A 26,963-nucleotide genomic window follows, 5' to 3' on the forward strand; every position below is an offset into this window, starting at 1 on the left:
AATAACGAATAGGATAAAGAGGGCGACTCATAAGTACTTTTGCCAACGCTTTATTAGATAATAGTGTCTCACCTTGTTTGAGCAGCTAAGTATCATAGCGTGGCCTGGTACTTTGTAAATGGGTCACCCTCAGAACAATTACTTTTCTTTTTCTCTTTTTTCAGATTGATCATACGCATCTAGTATCCGTTGTACAAGTGTATGGCGAACGACGTCGGATTGTTGTAAGTAAATAAAATCCACCCCTTGTACATTACCTAATACATCAATTCCAACTTTTAATCCAGATCTTTTTCCTTTAGGTAAATCAATTTGAGTTAAATCTCCATTTACTACCATTTTTGAACCGAAACCTAATCGCGTTAAAAACATCTTCATTTGTTCTTGTGTTGTATTTTGAGCTTCATCTAGGATAACAAAAGAATCGTCTAATGTTCGACCTCTCATGTATGCTAATGGAGCCACTTCAATTGTACCTCGCTCCATTAGTCTTAGCGTTTGTTCAACACCTAAAATATCATGAAGGGCATCATATAATGGACGTAAATATGGATCGACCTTTTCCTTTAAATCACCTGGTAAAAAGCCTAAGCTTTCGCCAGCTTCAACTGCTGGACGTGTAAGGACAATTTTCTTCACTTGTCCCTCTTTTAGTGCTGTTACAGCCATGACTACTGCTAAATAGGTTTTACCAGTTCCTGCAGGACCTATCCCAAACACGAGATCGCGTTTTCTAATAGCAGAAACATAATGTTTCTGTCCTAGCGTCTTAATCAATACAGGTTTGCCTTTAGCATTGACCGTCAGCTTTTCTTGATATAGATGAAGAAGTTCTTCTAGCATACCTTTTTCAGCTAATTGAATAGCATACACAACATCTCGTTCAGACAATGATGTCCCTTGGCGTAAAAGCTTTAACATCGTTTCTAAAACGTCTTTCACGATTTGAACCGCTTCATCATCACCCTTAATTGAAAGGTCTTCACCTCGAGTCGTTATTTGAACACCGAGTTTTTCTTCAATCCGTTTTAAATGAGCGTCATTAGGACCATATAATCGTTGAACTTCATTCTGATCTTTAATTTCTAATGGAATATTCTTCATTTGTGACAATAGCCTCAATCTCCTTGAATGATCGGTTGCTCCGTCGTAATATCTTCTATAACTTGGTAGTGAAGCTTTAATTTAACTTTACCATTCTCAACGTCTTGGTGCAAAACTTTTTCACCTTTTATTGTTGCATCCTCTGGTAAACGCTCCATCAATTCTTCTCTGGCCATCTTTTTGCCCACTTTTACTGCATCCTCAACTGTGTACTCTCTCTCTACTTCATTTTTTTCTAACCACTGCTTTTTCTTATATTGCACAGGTATCGTCCAATTTAAAAGTTTTATTGAATGTTTTCTTTCAAAAACCTCCGCGTTTTCAAATGAATGTTTTTTCCATCCCCAAACAGGTAGGTCAAAGTTAAAGATACTTACATAATGGTAAGTCTTACCTTCCCCTGTTAACGTTTCAAAACGGTTAACCAATGGTACCTTCACTTCAGACTTGTACCAAATTTCACCAAGCACACTTCCTTTTGCAGGAACAATCTGCGTATTTCCTTCTTTTCCAATAAATCCAGAAACGAGTAAATCACCTTTATTAACAAACTCATTCCTACGTACAAGTACTTGACCTTGCTCAATAAACATATCGTGAATAATTGCTTTTTTCTTAGCTACTAGATGTCTCGGATTTAATCTTTCCTGTTTTTCAGGTAAGGTTTGCTCTACAACACTAAATTGAAAGGTTGTACCATTTAATTTGACACCAATCCACGTCGCATCCTCAACATTATCCGTAACCTTCTTTTGTATTTCTTCCACGCTAGGAAGCATAAAAATAAACTTTCCTCGCTCAATCCCCATTTCTCCAACAGCTAGACGAAGTTGATGTTCAACCTTCGGAGATGCACCCTCAATTGAAATGTTCCACACCATATTTGAAAGAATAAGAAGAATGATAACAAAAGAAATAATACCTGCAGTAAATCCGCCTCTTTTCCACATCTTCTTATAAAAGAATGGTAACCCTCTCCGCTCTGTAAAAGACACCTTACAGCTTGTCATACGTAAAAGGGGCCTTAGACGCTTAACGTCTTCTAAGGCAATATAGCAAACGATTCTTTCTTCCCCCACTCTTTTTATGTTCCAAATATGAATATCATATTCAATACATCGATTTAAAAACCGCTCTCCATACGGGCCATCTATCCTCATTCTGGCATAGCCATAAAGAAAGTTTATCCAAACATTTTTCATTGTCATCCTCCTGCTAACTATGATCTATTCATTAATAAATAAGACTTTATCGATCTTTCCTTCCAATAGGAGTTCTTCAGGAAGTATAGTCTTGATGACAAATTGTTCTCCTTTGATTAAAAGCTGACCTTGAGACAATAATAAACGGATCTCTTCATTCGAAAACTGAAGGACACCGCGATGATTTTCAATATAAATATGAATTTGTCCTATCATTGTAATGCGGGGTAGATCCATCATTACATCAGGTGGTAGCTCCATCTGGTCTGTTAGAAATTTCTTCACTTGTTGTCGCCACTTTTTCATCAGAGAACCTCCTCTCCTCTCATTTTTATGACAGTAAGAGTTTGACTATCACTATAAAATGAAACTTTTTTCAGCAGAGGGGTTCCTTTTTCCCTACAAAAATTAGTTGAACCAATCAAGGTAGCTAAGCCGCCACACGATGTGGTTGACACAGACGTTGACACAAGTGGACAAGGCGACCTTAATCTGCGCTTAATCGTCCCCCACTTAGCCTTTTTTGCTTTACAGAGGATTGAAGAAGTTGGCGTATTAGCTTCACTTAAACTAGATAAAATAAAAAAACATTCATCAAAATTGGTAAAAGAGCATGTCTTTTTTAAATTTATCCTTTTGAAGATATATAAAATGTTGAACAATAATCTAGAACTGTATTTCAAAATTATGCTTTAATACAAAAAAACAGAGCTAAGAATTAACTTAGCCCTGTTTTAATTAAATGTACTATTTATCTTTTGCTTGAATAGGAACGAGTAGCTCGAGGCTTCCCTAAGATCTCTGACCAAATAATCCCTTTCATCGCATCTTGTTGTGAGATATTTTGAAAATCAAGTTCAAGTTTAGGCTTTTTTCTTCCTATCTCATTACTAGTAATTGGAGAATCGCTGATCGCAGCATTCGTTGCATGTTCTACCTTCTTCAATTTCTTACGTTTTTCTTCTAGTTGATTACGAAGTTTCTCCATTTCTGTTCGACGATCCGAAGTGGTAACAACTTCTTTATGAATCGGCTCAAATGAAGGTTCAAAAGAAGGCTCAACTTCTCTAGCTACCGTTGGTTTGTCTCTTTCTACAGGAGCTTGTTCTTGACGGAAAATTTCCTTCCAGTCAATTTCTTGTTCTCTTTGTGGCCTTTTCCCTTGTTCAGCCTCTTTTTTAGACTCTGCTTGCCTGCTAAAGAAGTTCCACAAAGCACCTAGAATTAGTATGACAAAAAAGATATTCCCTAATAAGAAATCAAGGATATTCAATGTTAACTCCTCCTTTTAGAGGATTATTTACCGTACTTTTTATCATCGTCACTATCATTTGTTGCTTTACCAATTGAGTCTCTCATATCTGTATCAGCCATGATGTTTTGATAGTTGACGTAGTCCATAACACCCATATGACCACTACGAAGAGCTTCAGAAAGAGCCATCGGAACTTCAGCCTCTGCTTCAACAACCTTCGCTCTCATTTCTTCAACTTTCGCTTTCATTTCTTGTTCTTTCGCTACAGCCATTGCACGACGTTCTTCGGCTTTAGCCTGTGCAATTTTCTTATCTGCTTCTGCTTGGTCTGTTTGAAGCTCGGCACCAATGTTTTTACCGATATCAATGTCTGCAATATCAATTGAAAGGATTTCAAAAGCTGTTCCAGCATCTAAACCTTTCGTTAATACTGTTTGAGAAATCATATCAGGATTTTCAAGTACTTTTTTGTGATTAGTAGCAGAACCGATTGTCGATACGATCCCTTCACCTACACGGGCAATTACAGTATCTTCACCAGCACCCCCGACTAGTCGGTCAATGTTGGCACGAACTGTAATACGCGCTTTCGCTTTAACTTCGATCCCATCCATCGCTACACCCGCAATAAATGGTGTTTCGATTACTTTAGGGTTTACACTCATTTGTACTGCTTCTAAAACGTCACGACCAGCAAGATCGATAGCAGCCGCTCTTTCAAAGCTAAGATCAATATTAGCTCGCTGTGCAGCAATCAGTGCATTTACAACGCGGTCAACATTACCACCTGCTAAATAATGACCCTCTAATTTACTTGTGTTTAAATCAAGACCTGCTTTTACTGCTTTAATTAATGGATTTACAACACGCGCTGGAATTACTCGACGGAGCCTCATACCAACTAGTTCAAAAATACCAATTCTTACTCCAGCAGCTAATGCTGAAATCCATAGCATTACTGGAACAAACGTAAATAATACTGCTAATGCAACAATAATTAAACCTAAAATAATGAGAATGAAAATATCTCCTTGTGGCACCTTTATTCCTCCCTTTGTGTTTGTTTTCTAGCTTCTCTTACAACGATACGAGATCCAGAGGTATATACTACCTCTACTTTCTTACCTTGTTCAATATAACCTCCCTCGGAAACAACGTCAAGACGGTCATTACCGAATATAGCCATGCCAGAAGGCCTTAGTGGTGTCATAGTTTCGCCAACTTGCCCAACTAGTTCAGTCCTTGTTACATTTGAAATATAGCCTTCCTCGGTTGTAGTTGCACCAGTAAAAACGATTTTCTTCATAGGACCCCGATATCCAAAGTATTTAAATATTAGGATAGATACGATAGTTGTAACTATAACTGCTATTAATAATGAAATTAAAATATTGACTGTCGAATATGACGCTAAAATCATACTGCCGATTATAGAACCAATCCCTAGTACTCCAAAAATACCAAAGCCTGGGACAAATATTTCAATAAGGATTAAAAGGATTCCAACTCCAAAAAGAATGACAGACTCCCATCCAGCGAACCCTGCAAATAAATGTCCAAAGAAAAATAGAAGCAAGGCTGAAAGTCCCATAATCCCAGGAACACCAAACCCTGGTGAATAAAGTTCAAGTACTAATCCTAAACTTCCTATGGATAAAAGAATAGGAATGACTACAGGGTGAGTTACAAAGCGTGCAATTTGTTCTGCAAAACTAATCTCCATGTCTTTTTCAATTGCATTTTCCAACTGTAAAAACTCAAGTAATTCTGCACGATTGCTCGCTAACGCATCCGCATAGCCGACTTCATATGCATCTCCTGATGTTAAGGTAAGAAATCGACCCTTTTCAGCATTGTACTCTGGCAAATCAACTGAATTATCCGCCATAGCCCTTGCGAACAAAGGATCACGATCATTTAGTTTTGCTGACTCCTCCATTTCAGCAATCCAATAGGATTGCATTTTCTCTTCCGCAGCATTACCAGCTGCATCAATGACACCAGCAGAGCCTATAAGCGCTCCAGGCGCCATTACAATTCGGTCTGCATTTAAAGAAATATATGCACCCGCAGAGATTGCATCTTTTACGATATACGCCGTAATTGGAATGTCGGTTTCTCTTAGCAACCTTGCAATATTACCAGCTGCATCGACCGCACCACCAGGAGTATCAATTTCCAAAACGATATGATCTGCACCTTCTTCTATAGCAGATTCAATAGAACGTTTCATAAATGCCTCTAGTCCTCGCTCCACTGTCTGTTCAACAGGAATGTAGTAAACAATAGGTTGTGATGTCGGGGTTTGACTATGTACGAATAATTGTATCGGTATAAGACAGAAAGCAGTAACCATAAATAATAAATACATTCTAACCATCAGCTTCCTACTCAAAACTTAACCCCCTTTCTAATTAGTTTGTTACTACATATACGTTATTAGTATAACAAGGTTTCACTTTTTTAACGAATAATTTAACAGTAAATTATTCTCATTAAAAATAATTATAATTTTGAAAATAAATCTTCATGTGTAAGCGTTAAAAAACGGTCCAATAGCAACAAAGTTTGCAAAACAGCCAAATAAAAAGAGCCTTGCATGATTGCAAGACTCTTTTCTCACTTTATGATAAATGCTGTTGAACGAGGCGATTCACAAGACCGCCATCAGCTTTGCCTTTTACCTTTGGCATAATTGCTCCCATTACTTTTCCAAAGTCAGCTTTAGAAGTAGCACCCACCTCTTTAATCGTTTCTTGAACGATACGAATTACTTCTTCTTCAGATAGCTGTTCTGGTAAGTACTGCTGAAGAACTTCAATTTCTCCGTGCAACTTTGAAGCTAAATCATCGCGGTTGGCCTTTTCAAACTCATGGAGGGATTCCCTGCGTTGCTTGAGTTCGCGGTTAAGTACCGTCAGTGTTTCATCTTCAGAAAGCTCACGTCCAAGTTTGATTTGTTCGTTCTGCAACGAAGATTTCACCATACGGATAACAGAGAGCTTTTCCTTCTCTTTGTTTTTCATCGCTGCCTTCATATCATCAGTAAGACGATCTAGAAGATTCAATCGATACACCCTCTCTTACGAATTAGAACTTGCGCTTTCTTGCTGCCTCAGATTTTTTCTTACGCTTTACACTAGGCTTTTCATAGTGCTTACGCTTTTTCACTTCAGCCAATGTACCTTCTTTTGAAAGTGATCTCTTGAAGCGACGAAGAGCAGCATCGATCGATTCATTTTTGCGAACACGAGTTTCTGCCATTTTATTTCCCTCCCTCCGAAACAACCAACTAACGACTTGAAAAAAACAAGTCTTTTTTGATTATAATACATAAGACTGCTTCGGTCAACCTTAACTTGTCTCTTGCTTTTACTTCCCTTGAAAATTTGGCTTTCGTTTCTCGACAAATGCCCTTACTCCTTCTAAGTGATCCTCTGTGGTTACCATCATCGCTTGTGTTATTTGCTCTCTCCTTAATACATTTTCAAGTGTCATCGTAGCTGCATCATCTGCAATTTGCTTCATAAGACCAATCGCCTTTGTTGGACCATTAGCTAGTTGTAATGAAAGAGTCTCTGTTACCTCGTTTAATTGTTCAAGGGGCACGACTTCATTTACTACCCCCCAATCTTTTGCCTTAGTAGCTTCTAGAGGCTTCCCACTAAATAGCAATTCTTTTGTTCGATACGGCCCAAGAACATGAGGAAGGAAAAACAAACCTCCTCCATCAGAAATGAGTCCAACCTGCGCAAAACTAAGAATAAATTTACATTCCTCTGAGGCTACGATTAAATCACAAGCTAAGGCCAAATTGAAGCCTGCTCCAGCGGCAACACCATGAACAGAAGCAACAACAGGCTTATTTATCGATTTAATTTCCAGAATCAGTTCATTTAATATACCTACGAATTCATAAACTTCAACACCTGAAGTTTTCCCCATCGATTTGACGTCACCACCAGAACTAAAAGCTCTTCCAGCACCATGAATAACGACAACTTTTACTTCCTCACTTTGTTTTGCTTCCCTAATCGAGTCAATTAAACCTGTGATCATATCCTCACTAAATGCATTTAACGCTTCAGGACGATTTAATGTCAGCTTCATAACACCGGATTCAATTTGTTTAAGAAGATCTTGGTTCGCCATTCTTATACCCCCTATTATTTATCGTTTCGTATAAACGTATTATCAGATCATGTAACTCTCCACCTTACAGACGCGAAGAGCCTATTTAATTAGCCAGCCACCATCAACTAAAATATCCGATCCAGTCATATAACTGGCTTCTTTTGACGCTATAAACGAAATAACATTAGCAATTTCCGTTGCAGTGCCAACTCTCTTCATAGCAGTATTTCTTTTAATTGCGGCTAAAAATTGATCATTTTCTAACCCTTTTTCAGTCAAAGGTGTTTCAATAAATCCTGGGGATACTGAATTCACACGAATATCATAAGGGGCTAATTCATTTGCCAACGCCCTTGTAAAATTAATCACTCCAGCTTTAGCTGCACTATAATGGGGAATTTTTGCTCCAGCTTTATACCCCGAAAGTGAAGCAACGTTAACGATAGAAGCCGCAGTTGAATCCGTATCAATCATCAATTGACCTAAGTATTTGGAGACAAGAAACACACTTTTTAAATTTACATCTTGCGTTCTATCCCACTCTTCTATATCCATTTCTAAAATAGATGAATTACCAGATCCGCCCGCATTATTAATAACGATATGGAGACAGCCAAATTTCTCTCGTACAAAATTTGCGAGTTTCATAACTTCAGTTTCCTTTGTTACATCAGTAGCAAAAGCTGTAGCTACTCCTTCTCCAAACTCTGTATTAATTTCATTCATAACATCGACTAACTTCGCTTCCGTACGTCCAACAACTACAACTTTGGCACCTTCCTTTGCTAGTCTTTGAGCTGTCGCCTTTCCTATACCACTGCCTCCACCAGTAATGACTGCAACTTGATTGTCAAATCGAGACATTTACCTTCCTCCTTTTGTTTAGCAACTGTATTGACCAGATTCGTTTAAACAAGCAGCCACTTCTCTAAATCGCGTAACTCGATTTTCAATTCGATAGGTTGACAATTGTTTAGATATGCTTGCTAAAAGTTGATCTGCCTCGTTTGATGCTTCAAGTCCACCGATAAATTCTTGTGCTAGTCTTTGAACTTTTAACACAGCTTCTTCGGTAACTATCTTAGCTAATTGTTCTTTCAATTTTTCCTTTTCTTGACCTAGTTTTTCAATTGCTTTTTGTGATCTTAATACAGCAGACTCTGCTGCATATAATTCTATTCCGATATCTGCAAGTTTCATGACAAGCTCTTGTTCTTCGTTAAGCTCGTTACCGAACTTTTTATAAGCTAAGCCTGCTAAAGAAAGAAATACGTCACGAATTTGTTGTATTACTTGTCGTTCAGCAGTTAAGCTATCAATTCCTACCTCAACTTTTGCTTGTACATTAAGTCGAGTCACTGCGTTTGAAATCTCTTCAAGTGCAGGCAGTTCACCTTTAGCTGCTTTTTTAAAGAATATACCTGGAACAAGCAAACGATTAATTTCATTTGTCCCTTCAAAAATCCGATTAATTCGAGAATCACGGTAAGCCTGTTCAATTCGGTATTCTTTTATAAACCCTGCTCCTCCATGAAGTTGAAGAGACTCGTCGACCACTTGATCTAATGTCTCTGAACCGTAAACTTTACAGATCGCACACTCTAAAGCATATTCCATTAGTCTTTTCGTGACTAAATGTTGATCTTCAGTATCATAAACTTCACCTAGTGCACTCTCTAACAAATCAGCTGTTCGATATTGAAGAGATTCCGCAGCATAAATTCTAGCTGCCATCTTTGCTACTTTCTCTTTCGTTGCTCCGAATTCAGCTATTCTTTTCCCGAACTGCTTTCTTTCGTTAGTATGTGAAATGCCTAATTTTAGGGCAGCCTTTGCTCCGCCCATGCAGGCTGAACCTAAGTTAAATCGGCCAAGATTAAGTACATTTAAGGCAATTAGATGCCCTTTGCCTATTTCACCTAATACATTTTCTACAGGGACATAGCAATCTTCTAGGATTACCGACCGTGTCGACGATCCACTTATTCCCATTTTCTTTTCTTCAGGGCCTAATGAAAGACCAGGATAGTCCTTTTCAACGATAAATGCAGTAAACTTATCGCCATCCACTTTTCCGTAAACGATAAACGTTTGTGAAAATACTGCATTCGTAATATAAAGCTTTGTTCCATTTAAAATATAGTGAGTGCCTTCTTTATTTAATTTTGCAGTTGTTTTTGCAGCGAGCGCATCTGACCCCGAAGAAGGCTCAGTTAAACAGTAAGCGCCTAAATATTGACCAGAGGCCATCTTCGGCAAATATTTCTCTTTTTGTTCCTTCGACCCAAAGTACGTGATTGGCAATGTAGCAATACACGTATGGTTGGAATGTGCAACTCCATAACCGCTTGTCGTACCTACTATTTCACCTACAAGTCCTTTACTCACCTTATCTAACCCAAGTCCACCATATGCTACTGGAATACTATGAGCTAATAACCCTAAATCTCCAGCTTGTTGTAAGAGTGAGACAACCTTATCCATATTTTGTTTCTCAATCTCTTCGTGAAGTGGCTCTACTTCTTTCTCGATAAACTGTTTTGCTGTTTGACCGATCATCTTGTGTTCATCTGTAAAGTCTTCAGGAGTAAAAATATCATTTGCGTCAATTGACGAAATTAAGAAGCTTCCGCCCTTTTGTTTGATTGTAGTATCTCCCATATAAATCCTCCTTGCTACTTTTCAATTTATTGTCTTTTCTAAAGCGTTTAGCTGCATGGTAAAGCTCTAATAAATCAACTTGATACAGAAAATTCAGATTTATTAGAGCGTTGTTTTACATTATGAAGGTGTACTAATAGAAAAACGATTTAATTGTTCTTTCATTTTAGTTGTGAGAGGTATACTCCGTTGTCTTTGAAAATCAAAGTAAACGACTGTAGCTTTTCCTTCTGCTATAAGCTGATGTTTTTGATTTTTGATTTGATGAATGAGTTGAATACTAGAGTTTCCGACCCGTTCAACAAAGGTAGTAACTGTTAGCGTATCATCAAAATAGCCTTGGTTGACGAAATTACATTCAGTATGGGCTAAAATAATATCCAAGTCTTTCATTGCACCTTCACCTGATAAGCGCTTAAAAAACTCAACACGTGCCTCTTCAAAGTAAATAAAATAACTAATATTACTAATATGACCAAGCGCGTCTGTTTCACAAACCCTTACTTTTACGGTATTGGTTGAAACCTGATTCATAACTCACTTCCTTACTTGGTTACTTTTTTACACTCGCTTGCTCGTATTCGTACCAGCCTTTACCTGTTTTTCTCCCTAACGTTCCCGCCTGTACTTTTTCTTCGATACATTTTGCTGGTTTATGAACTGGATCTCCAGATTCTTTGTATTGTTCTTGTTGCGCATAGAAGCCAACATCTATTCCTGACAAATCCATTAACTCAAATGGTCCTAATGGATGATTTAATGCCTTTTTACAAATGATGTCAATATCCTTGTAGTCACAAATACCTTCTTCATAAAGTCTTACCGCTTCATTATTAAGGGCAAATAATAAACGGTTTGCAACAAAGCCCCAAATTTCTTTACGAAGTAGGACAGCAGTTCGATTAATTTTTTCACAAACATCCATCGCTATTTGTGCAGTTTCTTCAGACGTCTGTTCACTCATAACTACTTCTACACAATCCATAACTAATGGTGGGAAAAAGAAATGCATATTGCATACTTTGTCTGGTTTATTTGTAACTTCTGCTATTTTTGAATTTACAATCGTTGAACTATTCGTAGCTAAAATAGTATGTGGTGGTGTTAAGCGATCTAACTTTTCAAACAACTCTAATTTAACATCAAGTTTTTCTACTACCGCTTCAATAACTAAGTCTGCAGTTACTACAGCTTCTTCTAAACTAGTTGTTACGGTTAATCGTTCGAATACACGATCTAGATTTTCCTGACTAATCTTTCCTTTCTTTACCCATTTGTTCATTTGAAATTGTAAGCTCTCTTGTGCCTTTTGAAGAGCCGATTCTTGAATATCTTGAAGTGTTGTTTGGAACCCACCTAATGCACATAGCATCGCAATCTGATGCCCCATAGACCCCGCACCTATTACAGCAATTTTCTTCACATCATTTACATTCATGTTTTTGCCTCCTCTACATACTGACCAGTTAGTATGTTATTATTAAACCCCTTGACGGAGCATTTTTTAGTCGGTCTTAATTCCTTGTAAAATCATATCCATATATATTTTTGCAACTGTTTGATCTGTTAATGGCCCTTGTGGATCAAACCAGTGATAACTCCAATTGCACATACCTAAAATTCCTAATGTTACAATATCAGCTTGAATTTCTTTACGAAATTCTCCTTTTGCTATACCATCTTCAATTAACCTTTGTAAATTTAGTCGAAACTCATCCCGCTTAGGGAAAATTTGTGAGTGGGGACCTTCTGAAAGATTTTGCATTTCCCGAAAAAATACTCTTGCACTCTGTGCTTGTGTTTCTACATTTTTTATTAACATATAAACGATTTCATACAGTTTTTGCTCACAACTTTTGTTTCCGTCATGAATGATTTGACTTTGTTTGGCTAGCAAATCATCGATAAACCTCAAGTGAATACCTAAAAGGATCTCTTCTTTACTTTTGAAATAATAATAGAAGGTGCCTTTTGTCACTCCAAGTGCATCAACAATATGTTGGATAGATGTCTCGTTAAAACCTCGTTCTCCAAATAACTCAATGCTTTTTTCAAAGATTTTTTCTTTCATAGGACTTCTCCACCTCATAATTTTCTGTTTATACGTTATATCATACTAAATCTCATCCTCCTTTAGCTTTACCTATTTTGCCAATCTATTAACATTTGACTAAACAGCGTGAGTACCTCCATCGACAACAAGAACATCTCCTGTTACAAAATTAGATGCATTTGATGCTAAGAAGACAGCTGCTCCCTTTAAGTCATAGTCAGTACCGAATCGCTTTAAAGGTGTACGGTCTTTAACAAGCTTGCCGCCTTGATCTAATATTCCTTTAGACATCTTCGTTGGAAAGAAGCCTGGTGCAATTGCATTCACATTGATGTTATACTGTCCCCACTTTGCTGCTAAGTCTTTTGTAAACGTAATTACAGCTCCTTTACTTGCATGATAACCGACAGCATCCATAATTTGAGGGTCAGTGCCACCAAGTCCTGCAACGGAAGCAATATTAATAATTTTTCCTGATTGTTGTTTAATCATTTCTCTACCAACAGCTTGAGACATTAAAAATGTTCCTGTCACATTTACATCCATTACCTTTTTCCATGCTTCTAGCGGCATTTCAGCAGCTGGTGCTCCCCACGTCGCCCCACTATTATTAATTAGGATATCAATCTTACCGAATTCTTCTAAAGTCCCATCTACAACAGCTTGAACATCAGTCGGATTACTAATATCACATTGAAAAGCTAACGAGCGTACTCCCTTTTCCCTTAGCTGTTTGCTGACTTCTTCACATTGTTCGAGTTTACGAGAGCAAATCACAACATTTGCCCCTGCTTCAGCTAAAGCTTCTGCCATCTGGGCACCTAATCCTCTACCACCACCTGTTACTATTGCCGTTTTTCCATCCAACTTAAAAAGGTCTAATACATTCATTGATAGTCCTCCACTTCTTTTTTGTAAGCCCTTTCATTATTTTTGAAGATTATCATTTACGTGTTAGAAGCAGTTGCTTGTAATAGGGTTTGATCAGTAGTGAAAAATAAATGTTTCTTCATAATGGCTGTGTAAATTCCTCTAACTAACCGGTTAGTATGTAAGAGATAAAAAAATATATGACTGTCTGTAAAGGCTTATTCTTGTATTATAATAGACTATATTTTCTGAATATTCAAGTTTTATTTATTAAAATCACGAAGTTGTCATGCTTGTATCGTCTTGTCCATATGATGTATTAGAGGTGATTGTATGACTCACAAAGAATTATTCACTTTATTCGTTGTTTTTATCGCCTTATTCCTATTTGGGATGACGATTATGAGAGCAGGTCTTCATAATTTGGCAGGTAATCGGTTTAAAAATACATTAGAAAAAATGACAGATAGCCCTTGGAAAGGTTTATTACTAGGTGCTGGAATAACTGCACTACTCCAAAGCAGTTCAGCTGTAATGATTATGGCAGTTGGTTTAGTAGCTGCAGGAATACTTACTTTCAAGCAGTCGATTGGGATCATACTCGGAACCAATATCGGTACTTGCCTAACATTGGAAATTTTAGCCTTTGACCTTTCTTCATTTATTATGCCTTTATTGCTAATCGGGGTTTTCTTAATTTTTCTAAGAAATGAAATCACGTACCTAATTGGTTGTATTTCTTTTGGTTTAGGGTGCATTTTTGTTGCCATGCATGGATTGGAGGGTCTTGCATTTCCAATCTCCTCTTTGCCATTTGCCCATGCTTTTTTCACTTGGACAAATAATAGTGAATTATTTGGAATTGGTTTAGGAACGATATTCTCAGCTATTATTCAATCTAGTACAGCCACTACCGCTATTGCTATGGGGTTTATGAATGACCAAATTTTTGGACTCTCTTCTGGAATTGCGATAATGTTGGGTGCAAACATCGGCACTTGTTTTAGTGCTTTTTTAGCTAGTATGGGAGCCAATCATTCAGCTAAGTTAGTTGCCTTTGCGCATATTTGGTTAAATTTATTAGGAGTTTTATTATTCTTCCCTTTTATTGGTTGGTTAAGTGATATCGCAAGTTCTTTAACTAATTTACCTAGTTTACAACTTGCTCATGCTAGTACGATTTTCAATATTATCTCATCGCTCGTCCTTCTGCCATTCGTTCATTGGTATGCGAAATTTATTATTTTTTTACACGGGAAAAGAGCAAACTAAAGTGAAAGAGGATGACCAAAGTCATCCTCTTGTTTACATTAATAATCTGATTGCGATTGTCCCCCAGTAACAATTGCAATTCCTGCACTTGCACCAATTCGTGTTGCACCAGCTTCAATCATTGCTACTGCACCGTCTCGGTCTCTAACACCGCCTGAAGCTTTTACTCCGATATCAGGTCCAACTGTTTCTCTCATTAAACGGATATCTTCAACCGTTGCACCACCTGTTGAAAAACCTGTTGATGTTTTCACATAGTCTGCTCCTGCTTCTACTGCTAGTTTACATGCTCGCGTTTTTTCTTCGTCAGTCAGTAAACTAGTTTCAATAATAACTTTTGTTAATGCTTTTCCTTTTGCAGCATCAACAACAGCTCTTATATCCTCTTTAACAAGGTGATCGTCTTTATCTTTTAGTGCACCAATGTTGATTACCATATCTACTTCAGTTGCACCTTCTTCAATTGCTTTTGTCGTTTCAAAAGCTTTCACTTCAGAAGTGCTTGCACCTAAAGGAAAACCAATAACAGTACATACTTTTACTACTGGTGTATCTTTTAATTGCTCATATGCTGTTTTTACCCATGTAGGATTTACACAGACAGAAGCAAATTTGTATTCTTTCGCTTCCTTACAAAGTTGGATGATTTGAGCTTTCGTCGTTTCTGTTTTAAGTAATGTATGATCGATCATTTCAGCGATATTAATACTCATTATGTATTCCTCACTCTCTTTTCACTTGTACGTACCTCTAAATCGTAGCATAAGAATGTAAAACTGCGCAAGCACGTCATTAACTATCGCTGCACCAAAGTTTACGATAACAGCTAAAATAAAAGACTAACTTTATAGTAATTAAGCCACTCATCCATGACATAGTATACCCAAAAAGCGGTAACTATATATGAAAAAGAACCTCTACTAATAAGTTAGTCTTTTGCTCATTTATCCATTAACTACAGCTTGATGTTCATTTTCTACTACTCGAACAAATTCACCTTCGTTGTAAGGATAACCTGCTTTTTTTATTTTAACCTTAACAATTTCCCCGATCATACTTTCACTAGCAGGGAACTTCACTTTTAGATAGTTATCTGAATAGCCAATATACATACCACTATCTTGTGACTCTTTATCGATTTCCTCTGGAATTACTTCTAATACTTCGCCTTCGAATTGAGAAGCATACTCCTTAGCTAACTGATTAGATAACTCAATTAAACGATGAACACGCTCATTCTTAACATCTTCATCGACTTGCTCTTCCATACGAGCCGCAGGCGTACCAGTGCGCTTCGAATACGGGAAAACATGGAGCTCTGAGAATTGGTGCTTAGCAATAAAATCGTACGTCTCTTGGAATTCTTCCTCTGTTTCACCTGGGAAGCCGACAATAACATCAGAAGTAACCGCTAATCCAGGAAGGACTTCCTTCAGACGATCTAAACGCTCTCCAAAAAACTCCATCGTATATTTACGACGCATTCTTTTTAGAACAGTGTCAGAGCCTGATTGAAGCGGAATATGAAGGTGACGTACTACTTTTTTTGAACGGTCAATCACATCAATTACTTCGTCAGTGATTTGACTAGCTTCAATTGAAGAAATGCGGATCCGTTTTAACCCCTCAACTTTTTCTAAATCCTCAAGTAAACGAGCAAGGCTATAATCTTTTAGATCTTCACCATATCCACCAGTATGAATTCCTGTTAACACAATTTCTTTATAGCCAGCGTTCACTAATTGTGTTGCTTGTTTAATTACTTCCTCTGGGTTACGTGAGCGCATCAAACCACGTGCCCATGGAATAATACAAAACGTACAGAAATTATTACAACCTTCTTGAATTTTCAGCGAAGCGCGAGTTCGATCTGTAAACGCAGGAACATCAAGTTCCTCGTATACTCGGGTTTTCATAATATTACTTACACCGTTTATCGGCTCACGTTCGTTCTTATATTGCTCAATATACTCTAGCATTTTCGTCCGGTCCTGAGTTCCCACAACGATATCAACACCTGGGATTGCCATAATTTCTGCTGGAGAAGTTTGAGCATAACATCCAGTAACACAAATGACGGCGTCAGGATTTTTACGAATCGCACGTCGGATGACTTGGCGACTTTTTTTATCTCCAGTATTCGTAACTGTACATGTATTGATCACATAAACATCGGCTGTTTTTTCAAAGTCTACTTTCTCATAACCATCCGCTTTGAATAATTGCCAAATAGCTTCCGTTTCATAGTGGTTAACTTTACAACCTAATGTTTGAAATGCAACTGTAGGCATTGATTTCACCTCTCTAATTCAAAATAATACGAAACAGCTGATAGGATATACAATGGTGCTGTTTCTGCTCGTAATATCCTCGGGCCGAGACTAGTAGGAATAAATCCAGCGTCTTTTAGCTTTACGGCTTCTGACTCTGAAAAACCTCCTTCAGGTCCGACTATAAATAATAGGGAATCCCCTTCTCTCGCTTGTGTAAAAGTGTCTGCTAGCTGTTTATGGTTCCCCATTTTACCTTCTTCTTCGTAAGCAAATAATAAGTGGTTAAATTCGCTCTTACGCACTATTAATTGTTCCAAAGTATGAAGGCTTTCAATTTCAGGAATACGACTTCTATGTGACTGTTCCGCAGCTTCTTTAGCGATTTTACTTAGACGTTCAATTCGTTTTCCTGCTTTTTTTCCATCCCATTTTACAATAGAGCGCTCACCCTGAACAGGAATAAACTGAGCTGCACCGAGCTCAGTTCCCTTTTGTATGACATAATCAAGCTTATCCCCTTTTGGAAGAGCTTGTGCAATTGTGATGTTGACTGGTAGTTCACTTTCATTTGGCAGATCCTCAACGATAAGTGCCACTACTTGATCATCTTCAAATCGATCAATTTCACATAAACACACTCGATCTAAATTATTACTGCAAATAATCTGATCGCCTTCTGACATGCGCATGACACGAGTAATATGTTTTACATCTTCACCATGAATCAGAACCATATGGTCATTCATTTGTTCTTTTGCAACAAAATATCTTTGCATATTTTTTCACCTAATTATCACTACTTGTACGGGAATTTCCCCTAATACAATAGTGTTTATTTTACACCTTTTTTGCGATGATAGCTACCCAATCTTCCATTTCTAATATTTCCTTAATTTCTAATCCATGGGAAATCAGAGCATCTTTGACTTCTAATTTCTTTCTTTGGATGATACCTGATGTGATAAATGTTCCACCTGGTTTAAGTACCCTTGCCGCATCTTGGACGAACCGGACGATGATTTCTGCTAAAATATTAGCAACAATTACATCGTATCGACCTTCAATACCTTCGATCAAATTGTTTTGTTTAACCGTCACAACATCATCGACTTTATTAATTTGTGTATTTAACTTAGCACTTTCAACTGCAACGTCATCTAAGTCTAAAGCAATGACTCTACCTGCCCCAAGTTTTGCGGCAGCGATACTTAACACTCCAGTACCTGTCCCAACATCAATCACTTCATCGCCTTTTTGAATGTACTTTTCTATAGCTTGAACACAAAGAACGGTTGTTGGATGTGTTCCTGTTCCAAACGCCATACCAGGATCTAGTTCGATGACACACTCATCTTCGCGTACTGGTTTATATTCTTCCCAAGTTGGACTAATCGTAATAGAGTTTGATATCTTAACTGGTTTATAATACTTCTTCCAAGCAGTTGCCCAATCTTCTTCCTTTACTTCATGAAGCGTCACTTTGTTATAACCTAAATCAATATCATATAAAAGTAACCCATTAATCGCTTCTTTTACTTCATCAACTGTTTCAGCTAAGAAACTATTGACAGGAAAATATGCTTTGACGATAACCCCTTCTTCTGGATAATCATCAGGAGAGAGTTGGTAGATTTCCCCAAGATGGACGCCCCAATCTTTTATTAAATCATGAGGATCTTCAATCACTACACCGCTTGCTCCAGCTTCGTGCAGGATATTACTAACTGGTTCTACTGCTTCTTGTGTTGTATGAATACTAAATTCTGTCCATTTCAAAACTACCAACTCCATCCGATTTCTTAATTAATAATTAACTCTTAAAAGCACGCTTTACTTTTGCAAAAAAGTTATCATGCTGTTCATCAACTTCTGTACCACTTAATTTACCAAACTCTCGTAATAAATCTTTTTGTTTCTCTGATAAGTTTTTCGGTGTAATTACTTTAACTTTCACATGCTGATCTCCTTGACCACGACCATGAATGTTCGGTACACCTTTTCCTCTTAAGCGGAAACTAGTTCCGGTTTGCGTACCTGCAGGAATTTTCAACTTCACTTTTCCTTCTAATGTCGGTACTTCAATTTCGTCACCGAGTGCTGCTTGCACGAATGTGATTGGCATATCACAATAGATGTCATCACCAGAACGAGTAAAGAACTCATGTGGTTTTACATTAAAAACAATATATAGATCTCCAGGAGGTCCACCATTTACGCCTGCTTCACCTTGACCTGTATGACGAATTTGTTGACCATGATCAATACCAGCCGGAATACGAACTTTAAGCTTTTTACGCTTAGTTACTGTACCATCTCCACGACAAGTTGAACATTTGTCCTTAATAAATTTACCCGTTCCACTACAATGGTTACAGACACGACGATTAACAATTCGACCGAATGGCGTATTTTGTTCTACGTTTAATTGACCGCTTCCTCCACAGTGCGAACATGTTTCTGGCTTTGTACCCGGTTTAGCACCCGATCCTGAACATGTTGAACATGTTTCTTCACGAGGAATTTCAATTTCAGTTTCTTTACCGAATACAGCTTCCTTAAAATCGATTGTCATCGTGTATTGTAAATCTGCACCTTGACGAGGAGCGTTCGGATTTCTACGTCCACCGCCACCTCCGAAGAACATATCGAAAATATCCCCAAAACCGCCGAAATCACCTGCGCCGCCTCCACCGAAGCCTTGGTTAGGATCCGTGTGACCAAACTGATCATAGTGTGCTCTCTTTTGTGAGTCACTCAACGTATCATAAGCAGATTTTACTTCTTTAAATTTATCTTCAGCATCAGCTTCTTTATTGACGTCTGGATGATATTTACGCGCCAGCTTACGGTAAGCTTTCTTAATTTCATCTTCTGAAGCGTTCTTGTCTACTCCAAGCACTTCATAAAAGTCTCGCTTGCTCATCCTATCCACTCCCGATTTTTTTACATAACAATAATCATAACATATTAGATGTCGTTCAAAAAGGTTAGGTCATTTCCTATCTAGATATTTTATCCTTGTTCTTGAAACACGTGCCTATTTAGAGGAAAAAGCCAAAGCCAAGAAAGCCTGACTTTGACTTTTTTCAATAGAAGTATCTAAAGACTGTTATTTCTTGTCGTTATCATTTACTTCTTCGTATTCAGCATCAAAAACATTTTCGTCAGCTTGTTGTGCACCAGCACCTTCAGCTCCTGCTTCACCTTGTGCTTGTTGTGCAGCTTGAGCTGCTTGCTCATAAAGCTTAGTAGAAAGCTGTTGAACTACTTCTTGAAGCTCATCTTTTGCAGTACGGATTGCGTCAAGATCAGTTCCTTCTAAAGCTGTTTTCACTTTATCTTTTGCTTCGTTCGCTTTGTCAATTTCAGCTTGTTCTACTTTATCTCCAAGGTCTTTTAACGTTTTTTCAGTCGTAAATACTAAGTGATCTGCTTCATTACGAAGTTCAGCTTCTTCACGACGCTTCTTATCTTCCTCAGCGTTCGCTTCAGCTTCTTTTACCATTTTTTCGATTTCATCATCTGATAAACCAGAAGAAGAAGTGATCGTGATTGATTGCTCTTTATTTGTTCCTAAGTCCTTCGCTCTTACGTTTACGATTCCGTTTGCATCAATATCAAATGATACTTCGATTTGTGGAACACCACGTGGAGCTGGAGGAATATCAGTTAATTGGAAACGACCTAATGTTTTATTGTAGGCAGCCATCTCACGCTCACCTTGAAGTACGTGGATATCAACTGCTGTTTGGTTATCTGCTGCTGTTGAGAACGTTTGAGACTTACTAGTTGGGATTGTTGTATTACGGTCGATTAACTTTGTAAATACCCCACCCATTGTTTCGATACCTAGTGATAAAGGTGTTACGTCTAGTAATACAACGTCTTTAACGTCTCCTGTTAATACACCAGCTTGAACTGCTGCACCAAGAGCAACTACTTCATCAGGGTTAACACCTTTGTGAGGATCTTTTCCTGTAAGTTTTTTGATTGCATCTTGTACTGCAGGAATACGAGTAGAACCCCCTACTAATACAACACGATCGATTTCACTTGCAGAAAGACCAGAATCTTGAAGAGCACGACGAGTTGGGCCTAATGTACGCTCTACTAGGTCAGCAGAAAGCTCTTCAAACTTCGCACGGCTTAAGCTTAGCTCTAAGTGTTTAGGACCTGTAGCATCAGCTGTAATAAATGGTAATGAAATTTGTGTTTGCGTTACACCAGAAAGATCTTTTTTCGCTTTTTCAGCAGCATCTTTTAAGCGTTGCATCGCCATTTTATCTTGAGAAAGATCAATACCATTATCTTTCTTAAATTGTTCTACTAAATAATCCATGATCACTTGGTCAAAGTCATCTCCACCAAGCTTGTTATCACCAGAAGTCGCTTTAACTTCGAAGAAGCCATCACCTAACTCAAGGATTGAAACGTCAAATGTTCCACCACCAAGGTCGTATACTAGGATCGTTTGATCTTCTTCTTTTTCAAGTCCGTAAGCAAGGGCAGCTGCAGTAGGCTCGTTCACAATACGGTCAACTTCTAGACCAGCAATTTTACCAGCGTCTTTAGTTGCTTGACGTTGAGCGTCATTGAAGTAGGCTGGAACTGTAATAACTGCTTTTGTTACCTTTTCACCTAAGTAGCTTTCAGCATCTGCTTTCAATTTCTGTAAGATAATTGCTGAAAGTTCTTGAGGACTAAATTGTTTTCCTTCAATTTCTTCCTTATGATCTGTACCCATGAAACGCTTGATAGATATAACTGTATTTGGGTTCGTGATTGCTTGACGTTTTGCTACTTCCCCAACTAAACGCTCACCATCTTTGAATGCTACTACTGAAGGTGTTGTACGATTTCCTTCTGCATTAGGGATAACAACCGCTTCTCCACCTTCCATTACAGCAACACAAGAGTTTGTCGTACCTAAGTCAATACCGATAACCTTACTCATTTTGTAACTCCTCCATTCGAATCAGTTCAATTTTTTCAGTTCATTTATGTAGTGAATTAAAAGTATTAACCATTCACTTTAACCATTGATGGTCTAATAACTCTGTCTTTTAATTTGTAACCTTTTTGGAATTCTTCAACGACAGTATTTGGCTCATGTCCCTCTTCTTGAACTTGCATAACCGCTTGGTGTAAATGTGGGTCAAACGTTTGCCCAACAGACTCAATGACTTCCACACCTTCTTTTTGCAGTCCATCTCGAAGCTGGCGATAAACCATTTCCATACCCTGAAGTAAAGTTTTTGTTTCTTCATTTGCTGGCTCTACCGCTAAAGCTCGCTCAAAGTTATCTAGTACAGGTAAAAGTTCTTCTACTAGACTCTGTGCTCTATATTTAGCTGCTGCTTCTTTCTCTTCTTTCGTACGACGACGGAAATTATCATAGTCCGCATGAACACGTAATAAGCGACTATTTAAATCAGCAACTTGTGTTTCAAGTTCATTTATCTTTTGTTGTTCCCCCGAAATTTCTTCAGTGGCTTCCGTTTGTTCAACATCACTTTCAGGTTGTTCATTGACTTCATCAGTCATTTGTTCTTCTACGATTGTTTCCGTTTGATTTTTTTCCTGTTCCAACCTGTTCACCTCCCGTAAATATAAAGTCATATATATTGTTAGAATGACATGACTTTTAGCTGTGGGGGAACATCCCCACAACTAATTGTCAATATTACCATTCCTACCCTCTTTGATACAAGTGAGTTAATAATTTCGTTAAATCTTTAGAAATATAATCGACAAGTCCAATGACCCGGCGATACTCCATTCTTGTTGGCCCTAAGATTCCAACAGTTCCCATATGCTTTCCGCCAACGGAATACGATGCTGTAATAATACTACAATTTTCCAGTGCATCAATGTTTGTCTCATGACCAATTTTTACTTGGATACCTGAAGACTCGGAACGAAAGATTTGTTGAACAAGCCGATCCTCTTCTAGTATGTTCATTAGATGTCTAACTTTTTCTACGTCTCGAAACTCTGGTTGTGTTAATAAATTGGTTTTCCCACCATAAAACACTTTATCATTTCGATCTGTCTGAAACGTTGACTGGAACATTTCTAAGATGGCTTCGTAGTTGTTAAGGTGCTCTCTAAAAATATTGGCAACTTCACTATTAAGTTTTTCGTTTAATTGATAGAGCGGTACTCCTTTAAGACGGTCATTTAAGATATTAACGACTTTTTCCATTTCTGAAGGATTCAGCCCTTCAGGAATTTTAATCGAAAAATTCTCAACATGGCCTGTATCTGTTACGAGAATAAAAACGGCTTTACGTTCTGAAATGGGTATAATTTGTACATGCTTTAAAGAAGCCTCAAACATTTCAGGTCCTAGCACGATTGAAATATAACTCGTAACTTGTGATAATATTTTCGCAGACTGTTGAATAACCTGTTCGGCTTCCTCTTTCTTATTAGAAAATAAAGTCTCCACCTTCTCAATTTCTTCACCAGTCAAACGATGAGGCATTAACATGTGGTCAACATAATAGCGATACCCCTTGTGTGAAGGTATTCGTCCAGCAGAACTATGTGGCTTCTCGATATAGCCTTGTTCTTCTAAATCAGCCATTTCGTTACGAATGGTCGCCGCACTATACTCAACGTCCTCACGTTTTGAAATGCTGCGTGAACCGACTGGCTCTGCAGAACGAATATAATCATCAACTATAGCTTGCAAAATTAAAAGTTGTCGTTCTGTCAACATCCCAAATCACCTCTGTTAGCACTCTAATGTATCGAGTGCTAAATCTAAAATAAAATTATCAAAAAGGTCATTTTTTGTCAACTAGTTAGATGCTACTCTACTACTAAAAATTGTTCAAAAACTTCGTTTGCTAAGAAAACACCTTTTCTCGTCAGCCTTACTTTATCATTATCAACTTCTATTAATTGACTTTGTATCAAATCTTCAATTTGTTTGTGATACAGATCCATTAAGTTTACGCCAAAGCGCTCATAGAACCTTCTTTGTGAGACCCCTTCAAGCTTTCTTAAGCCCATAAACATCTCTTCTTCCATCTTTTCATTTTGGGTTAATTGATGGGCTTCAATCCTTGCTTTTTTAGTATCGTTAATCGATTGAATATATTTTTGTACAGGGCCGATATTAGCGTAACGAACACCGTTGATATACCCATGCGCTCCTGCACCGATCCCAAAATACTCCTCATTATTCCAATAAATGAGATTATGCTTACTTTCATACCCACGTTTTGCAAAATTGCTAATTTCATATTGATAATATCCGTGTTTGTTCATTTGTTCAATTAACCGTTCATACATTACTGCTTCTTCATCTTCTGTCGGCAGAGGTAGCTTCCCTTTTCGCAAAAGATTATAGAAAACAGTTTTTTCTTCCACTTTTAGCGAATAAGCAGAGAAATGTTCAATCTCTAAAGAAAATGCATCTTTTAATGTATCTTCAAATGATTGTATTGTTTGTTTCGGCAGGCCAAACATTAGATCAACTGTTATGTTATCAAACCCTTTTTGGCGCGCCAGGTCAATTGTTCTATAAATATCTTGTGGCTGGTGTGTTCGACCAATTTGTTTTAATAAATTGGGATCAAATGTCTGAACACCAATACTTAACCGATTGACACCGAACTCTCGCAACACATATAGTTGGTCATCAGTAACCCCACCTGGATTTACTTCTACTGTCCACTCTTTTAAGTCCTTTGTAAGCGAAAAGTGGTTGTGTAAACTAAATAGAAGCTTTTCTAACTGCTTAGCTGATAGCGCAGTCGGCGTACCACCACCAATATAAATCGTCTCAATCGGTGCGGTAAAATAGTTGTCGGCTGCTGCCTCTAGTTCATTATCTATAGCTTGAATATATTCATCGACAGGCTGTCCCTGTAAAAATACTTTATTAAAATCACAATAATGACAAATGTGTTCACAAAAAGGAATGTGAACATAAATCGCAGTCGGCATGGTCTTCCTACTTTCTATAAAGGTGATTATAAAATATAGCTCTATAAAAAATAACTAACGTCCATATTATTAATTAGTTGTCGTTTCTTTGCAAAATTACACCTAGTACTCGAAAAAATCTTCCGAAGGTGGTAAAAAACCGCAGGATTTTAGGCCTGCGGTTCTGTTAGTCTATAGAGGTTAGTAAGTCCAATTACTTCGAAGGGTTCGAGTCGTCCATACGCAATACAGCCATAAATGCTTCTTGAGGTACTTCTACACTACCAACACTCTTCATACGCTTTTTACCTTCTTTTTGCTTCTCTAAAAGTTTACGTTTACGAGAAATATCTCCGCCGTAACACTTGGCTAAAACGTTTTTGCGCATCGCTTTAATTGTTGAACGTGCAATAATCTTTTGCCCTAAACTTGCTTGAACAGGCACTTCGAATTGCTGACGTGGAATTAGTTCTTTTAACTTTTCAACAATGATTTTTCCACGGTCGTAAGCTGAATCACGATGAACAATTACAGATAAGGCATCAACCTTTTCTGCATTTAATAAGATATCCATCTTCACCAGCTTCGATTCCTTATAGCCAATTAACTCATAATCAAATGATGCATAGCCTTTTGTATTTGATTTTAATTGATCAAAGAAATCATAAACGATCTCTGATAGTGGAATGTCATAAACGATCGAAACTCGGTTCTCGTCTAAATATTGCATATCAATAAAAATACCACGCTTACCTTGGCAAAGCTCCATAACTGCTCCAACATAATCATTTGGCACCATCACTTTAGCTTTAACATAAGGCTCTTCAATTCTCTCGATCTTTTGTGGATCAGGCATTTTAGATGGATTATCAATTTCTAATACTTCTCCATCCGTTTGATAAACGTGATAGACAACACTTGGCGCTGTCGTAATAAGGTCTATATTAAACTCCCTTTCAATACGCTCCTGAATGATCTCCATATGAAGTAACCCTAAGAAACCACAGCGGAAGCCGAAACCTAAAGCTTGTGAAGTTTCAGGCTCGAACTGTAAAGACGCATCATTCAGTTGTAGACGCTCCAATGCTTCACGTAAATCATTATAATCAGCTGTATCAATTGGATAGATCCCACAGAATACCATCGGGTTCATTTTACGATATCCAGGTAACGGCTTATCAGCAGGTGTTTCTGCAAGCGTAACAGTATCACCGACACGACAATCACTTACATTCTTAATTGAAGCTGTTAAGAAACCTACATCACCAACTGTTAATTCATCACGACGAGTTGGTTTTGGCGTATAAACTCCGACTTCGTTAACTTCGAATTCTTTGCCTGTTGCCATCATCTTAACCTTTTGTCCTGGCTTTACCGTACCTTCAATTATTCGAATATACGCAATAACACCACGATATGAGTCGTATAATGAGTCAAAGATCAAAGCCTTTAATGGGGCTTCTGGGTCACCTGTTGGCGCTGGTACCTTTTCTACTACCTGCTCTAAGATTTCCTCGATTCCAATCCCATTTTTCGCTGACGCAAGAACTGCATCTGATGCATCTAAACCGATGACATCTTCAACTTCTTTTTTCACTCGTTCAGGCTCAGCACTTGGCAAGTCGATCTTATTAATGACTGGTAAAATTTCTAAATCATTGTCTAGTGCTAAGTACACATTCGCTAATGTTTGTGCTTCAATCCCTTGTGCAGCATCAACGATAAGAAGCGCACCTTCACAAGCAGCTAGACTTCGTGACACTTCATACGTAAAGTCGACGTGTCCTGGTGTATCAATAAGGTGGAAAATGTATTCCTCACCATCACTTGCTTTATAAGTTAGTTGTACAGCATTTAATTTTATGGTAATTCCACGTTCACGTTCTAAATCCATCGAATCAAGAATTTGTTCTTTCATTTCCCGTTGCGTTAATGCACTTGTCTTCTCTAGGATTCGGTCAGCTAACGTTGATTTTCCATGATCAATATGAGCAATGATCGAAAAGTTTCTAATTTTCGATCTGCGCGCTAATCGTTGTTCTTTATTCATAGTCATTATCACTCCTATATGCACTAAGTTTGATTATACCAATGTGTTGGCCTTCCTTCAATAACCCACGTGCTCTAGATCGTAAAAAAACAAAAACCCCTGCTAAAATAGCAGAAGTCTTAAGTCCATCCCTTTACTTGGTAGCTGTGTT

General features: G+C 37.9%; 26 protein-coding genes. 1 reads left to right on the forward strand and 25 read right to left on the reverse strand.

What is annotated here, in order from left to right; genetic code table 11:
• Positions 1-138: 138 nt before the first annotated feature.
• The 15 genes from GKP30_RS13940 to GKP30_RS14010 form a co-directional block, all read right to left on the reverse strand.
• On the reverse strand, positions 139-1,104 hold the full coding sequence (locus GKP30_RS13940) for a PhoH family protein (RefSeq protein ID WP_216830093.1): 966 nt from the start codon (positions 1,102-1,104) through the stop codon (positions 139-141).
• Positions 1,105-1,118: 14 nt separating this feature from the next.
• A complete protein-coding gene (gene yqfD, locus GKP30_RS13945; RefSeq protein ID WP_216830053.1) occupies positions 1,119-2,306 on the reverse strand; it encodes a sporulation protein YqfD in 1,188 nt (395 codons plus the stop codon).
• Positions 2,307-2,330: 24 nt separating this feature from the next.
• Complete coding sequence (gene yqfC, locus GKP30_RS13950; protein WP_216830094.1) at positions 2,331-2,615, reverse strand: sporulation protein YqfC; 285 nt, start codon at positions 2,613-2,615, stop codon at positions 2,331-2,333.
• A 442-nt stretch (positions 2,616-3,057) separates the two neighbouring features.
• Positions 3,058-3,579 carry a hypothetical protein gene (locus tag GKP30_RS13955; RefSeq protein WP_216830054.1) on the reverse strand — a complete coding sequence of 174 codons (522 nt, stop codon included), beginning with the start codon at positions 3,577-3,579 and terminating at the stop codon, positions 3,058-3,060.
• 23 nt (positions 3,580-3,602) lie between these two features.
• Positions 3,603-4,601 carry a flotillin-like protein FloA gene (gene floA / locus GKP30_RS13960; protein ID WP_216830055.1) on the reverse strand — a complete coding sequence of 333 codons (999 nt, stop codon included), beginning with the start codon at positions 4,599-4,601 and terminating at the stop codon, positions 3,603-3,605.
• Between the two features lie 2 nt (positions 4,602-4,603).
• Entirely contained in the window at positions 4,604-5,956 is a 1,353-nt protein-coding gene (locus tag GKP30_RS13965; protein WP_236035089.1) for an NfeD family protein, read from the reverse strand.
• A gap of 229 nt (positions 5,957-6,185) precedes the next feature.
• Positions 6,186-6,629 carry a GatB/YqeY domain-containing protein gene (locus GKP30_RS13970; RefSeq protein ID WP_216830056.1) on the reverse strand — a complete coding sequence of 148 codons (444 nt, stop codon included), beginning with the start codon at positions 6,627-6,629 and terminating at the stop codon, positions 6,186-6,188.
• 22 nt (positions 6,630-6,651) lie between these two features.
• Positions 6,652-6,825, reverse strand: a complete 174-nt coding sequence (rpsU, locus tag GKP30_RS13975; protein WP_003323311.1) for a 30S ribosomal protein S21 — start codon at positions 6,823-6,825, stop codon at positions 6,652-6,654.
• Between the two features lie 108 nt (positions 6,826-6,933).
• Positions 6,934-7,713: an enoyl-CoA hydratase/isomerase family protein gene (locus GKP30_RS13980; protein WP_216830057.1), complete on the reverse strand. Its 780-nt coding sequence runs from the start codon at positions 7,711-7,713 to the stop codon at positions 6,934-6,936.
• Between the two features lie 81 nt (positions 7,714-7,794).
• Complete coding sequence (locus tag GKP30_RS13985) at positions 7,795-8,559, reverse strand: SDR family NAD(P)-dependent oxidoreductase (RefSeq protein ID WP_216830058.1); 765 nt, start codon at positions 8,557-8,559, stop codon at positions 7,795-7,797.
• 18 nt (positions 8,560-8,577) lie between these two features.
• The gene (locus GKP30_RS13990) at positions 8,578-10,356 is read right to left on the reverse strand and encodes an acyl-CoA dehydrogenase family protein (RefSeq protein ID WP_216830059.1); all 1,779 of its coding nucleotides are present in this window, start codon (positions 10,354-10,356) and stop codon (positions 8,578-8,580) included.
• A gap of 120 nt (positions 10,357-10,476) precedes the next feature.
• A complete protein-coding gene (locus GKP30_RS13995; protein ID WP_216830060.1) occupies positions 10,477-10,890 on the reverse strand; it encodes an acyl-CoA thioesterase in 414 nt (137 codons plus the stop codon).
• 19 nt (positions 10,891-10,909) lie between these two features.
• Positions 10,910-11,794: a 3-hydroxyacyl-CoA dehydrogenase family protein gene (locus GKP30_RS14000; protein ID WP_216830061.1), complete on the reverse strand. Its 885-nt coding sequence runs from the start codon at positions 11,792-11,794 to the stop codon at positions 10,910-10,912.
• A gap of 66 nt (positions 11,795-11,860) precedes the next feature.
• Positions 11,861-12,427 carry a TetR/AcrR family transcriptional regulator gene (locus GKP30_RS14005; protein ID WP_216830062.1) on the reverse strand — a complete coding sequence of 189 codons (567 nt, stop codon included), beginning with the start codon at positions 12,425-12,427 and terminating at the stop codon, positions 11,861-11,863.
• A 99-nt stretch (positions 12,428-12,526) separates the two neighbouring features.
• The gene (locus GKP30_RS14010; RefSeq protein WP_216830063.1) at positions 12,527-13,300 is read right to left on the reverse strand and encodes an SDR family oxidoreductase; all 774 of its coding nucleotides are present in this window, start codon (positions 13,298-13,300) and stop codon (positions 12,527-12,529) included.
• A gap of 312 nt (positions 13,301-13,612) precedes the next feature.
• Here GKP30_RS14010 and GKP30_RS14015 point away from each other — a divergent pair, with 312 nt between their 5' ends.
• Positions 13,613-14,551: a Na/Pi symporter gene (locus GKP30_RS14015; RefSeq protein ID WP_216830064.1), complete on the forward strand. Its 939-nt coding sequence runs from the start codon at positions 13,613-13,615 to the stop codon at positions 14,549-14,551.
• Between the two features lie 38 nt (positions 14,552-14,589).
• Here GKP30_RS14015 and deoC read toward each other — a convergent pair whose 3' ends face one another.
• From deoC to lepA, 10 genes are all read right to left on the reverse strand, one after another.
• Complete coding sequence (deoC, locus tag GKP30_RS14020) at positions 14,590-15,264, reverse strand: deoxyribose-phosphate aldolase (protein WP_216830065.1); 675 nt, start codon at positions 15,262-15,264, stop codon at positions 14,590-14,592.
• Between the two features lie 231 nt (positions 15,265-15,495).
• Entirely contained in the window at positions 15,496-16,842 is a 1,347-nt protein-coding gene (gene mtaB / locus GKP30_RS14025) for a tRNA (N(6)-L-threonylcarbamoyladenosine(37)-C(2))-methylthiotransferase MtaB (protein ID WP_216830066.1), read from the reverse strand.
• Between the two features lie 5 nt (positions 16,843-16,847).
• Positions 16,848-17,600: a 16S rRNA (uracil(1498)-N(3))-methyltransferase gene (locus GKP30_RS14030; protein WP_216830067.1), complete on the reverse strand. Its 753-nt coding sequence runs from the start codon at positions 17,598-17,600 to the stop codon at positions 16,848-16,850.
• Positions 17,601-17,661: 61 nt separating this feature from the next.
• Complete coding sequence (gene prmA, locus GKP30_RS14035; protein WP_216830068.1) at positions 17,662-18,600, reverse strand: 50S ribosomal protein L11 methyltransferase; 939 nt, start codon at positions 18,598-18,600, stop codon at positions 17,662-17,664.
• Between the two features lie 34 nt (positions 18,601-18,634).
• Positions 18,635-19,747 (reverse strand): molecular chaperone DnaJ, encoded by a 1,113-nt coding sequence (gene dnaJ / locus GKP30_RS14040; RefSeq protein WP_216830069.1) that lies wholly within the window; start codon positions 19,745-19,747, stop codon positions 18,635-18,637.
• Positions 19,748-19,933: 186 nt separating this feature from the next.
• Positions 19,934-21,778 (reverse strand): molecular chaperone DnaK, encoded by a 1,845-nt coding sequence (gene dnaK, locus GKP30_RS14045; RefSeq protein ID WP_216830070.1) that lies wholly within the window; start codon positions 21,776-21,778, stop codon positions 19,934-19,936.
• Positions 21,779-21,843: 65 nt separating this feature from the next.
• Positions 21,844-22,443: a nucleotide exchange factor GrpE gene (gene grpE / locus GKP30_RS14050; RefSeq protein ID WP_216830071.1), complete on the reverse strand. Its 600-nt coding sequence runs from the start codon at positions 22,441-22,443 to the stop codon at positions 21,844-21,846.
• Positions 22,444-22,516: 73 nt separating this feature from the next.
• Positions 22,517-23,548, reverse strand: a complete 1,032-nt coding sequence (gene hrcA, locus GKP30_RS14055; RefSeq protein WP_216830072.1) for a heat-inducible transcriptional repressor HrcA — start codon at positions 23,546-23,548, stop codon at positions 22,517-22,519.
• Positions 23,549-23,640: 92 nt separating this feature from the next.
• Entirely contained in the window at positions 23,641-24,783 is a 1,143-nt protein-coding gene (gene hemW / locus GKP30_RS14060; RefSeq protein WP_216830073.1) for a radical SAM family heme chaperone HemW, read from the reverse strand.
• Positions 24,784-24,976: 193 nt separating this feature from the next.
• The gene (lepA, locus tag GKP30_RS14065; RefSeq protein ID WP_407928619.1) at positions 24,977-26,812 is read right to left on the reverse strand and encodes a translation elongation factor 4; all 1,836 of its coding nucleotides are present in this window, start codon (positions 26,810-26,812) and stop codon (positions 24,977-24,979) included.
• Positions 26,813-26,963 lie beyond the last annotated feature (151 nt).

The sequence above is a fragment of the Alkalihalobacterium elongatum genome, from assembly GCF_019024285.1.
GTDB lineage: Bacteria > Bacillota > Bacilli > Bacillales > Bacillaceae_F > Alkalihalobacterium > Alkalihalobacterium elongatum.

What these genes read in the sequence shown, in the direction of transcription:
- grpE (WP_216830071.1), bottom strand. Translation starts at nt 22,443, where the DNA reads ATGACTTTATATTTACGGGAGGTGAACAGGTTGGAACAGGAAAAAAAT.
- GKP30_RS13985 (WP_216830058.1), bottom strand. Translation starts at nt 8,559, where the DNA reads ATGTCTCGATTTGACAATCAAGTTGCAGTCATTACTGGTGGAGGCAGT.
- GKP30_RS14000 (WP_216830061.1), bottom strand. Translation starts at nt 11,794, where the DNA reads ATGAATGTAAATGATGTGAAGAAAATTGCTGTAATAGGTGCGGGGTCT.
- GKP30_RS13940 (WP_216830093.1), bottom strand. Translation starts at nt 1,104, where the DNA reads ATGAAGAATATTCCATTAGAAATTAAAGATCAGAATGAAGTTCAACGA.
- lepA (WP_407928619.1), bottom strand. Translation starts at nt 26,812, where the DNA reads ATGAATAAAGAACAACGATTAGCGCGCAGATCGAAAATTAGAAACTTT.
- mtaB (WP_216830066.1), bottom strand. Translation starts at nt 16,842, where the DNA reads ATGCCTACAGTTGCATTTCAAACATTAGGTTGTAAAGTTAACCACTAT.
- hrcA (WP_216830072.1), bottom strand. Translation starts at nt 23,548, where the DNA reads ATGTTGACAGAACGACAACTTTTAATTTTGCAAGCTATAGTTGATGAT.
- hemW (WP_216830073.1), bottom strand. Translation starts at nt 24,783, where the DNA reads ATGCCGACTGCGATTTATGTTCACATTCCTTTTTGTGAACACATTTGT.
- GKP30_RS14010 (WP_216830063.1), bottom strand. Translation starts at nt 13,300, where the DNA reads ATGAATGTATTAGACCTTTTTAAGTTGGATGGAAAAACGGCAATAGTA.
- rpsU (WP_003323311.1), bottom strand. Translation starts at nt 6,825, where the DNA reads ATGGCAGAAACTCGTGTTCGCAAAAATGAATCGATCGATGCTGCTCTT.
- dnaJ (WP_216830069.1), bottom strand. Translation starts at nt 19,747, where the DNA reads ATGAGCAAGCGAGACTTTTATGAAGTGCTTGGAGTAGACAAGAACGCT.
- GKP30_RS14030 (WP_216830067.1), bottom strand. Translation starts at nt 17,600, where the DNA reads ATGCAAAGATATTTTGTTGCAAAAGAACAAATGAATGACCATATGGTT.
- GKP30_RS14015 (WP_216830064.1), top strand. Translation starts at nt 13,613, where the DNA reads ATGACTCACAAAGAATTATTCACTTTATTCGTTGTTTTTATCGCCTTA.
- GKP30_RS14005 (WP_216830062.1), bottom strand. Translation starts at nt 12,427, where the DNA reads ATGAAAGAAAAAATCTTTGAAAAAAGCATTGAGTTATTTGGAGAACGA.
- GKP30_RS13990 (WP_216830059.1), bottom strand. Translation starts at nt 10,356, where the DNA reads ATGGGAGATACTACAATCAAACAAAAGGGCGGAAGCTTCTTAATTTCG.
- GKP30_RS13980 (WP_216830057.1), bottom strand. Translation starts at nt 7,713, where the DNA reads ATGGCGAACCAAGATCTTCTTAAACAAATTGAATCCGGTGTTATGAAG.
- GKP30_RS13995 (WP_216830060.1), bottom strand. Translation starts at nt 10,890, where the DNA reads ATGAATCAGGTTTCAACCAATACCGTAAAAGTAAGGGTTTGTGAAACA.
- yqfD (WP_216830053.1), bottom strand. Translation starts at nt 2,306, where the DNA reads ATGAAAAATGTTTGGATAAACTTTCTTTATGGCTATGCCAGAATGAGG.
- dnaK (WP_216830070.1), bottom strand. Translation starts at nt 21,778, where the DNA reads ATGAGTAAGGTTATCGGTATTGACTTAGGTACGACAAACTCTTGTGTT.
- deoC (WP_216830065.1), bottom strand. Translation starts at nt 15,264, where the DNA reads ATGAGTATTAATATCGCTGAAATGATCGATCATACATTACTTAAAACA.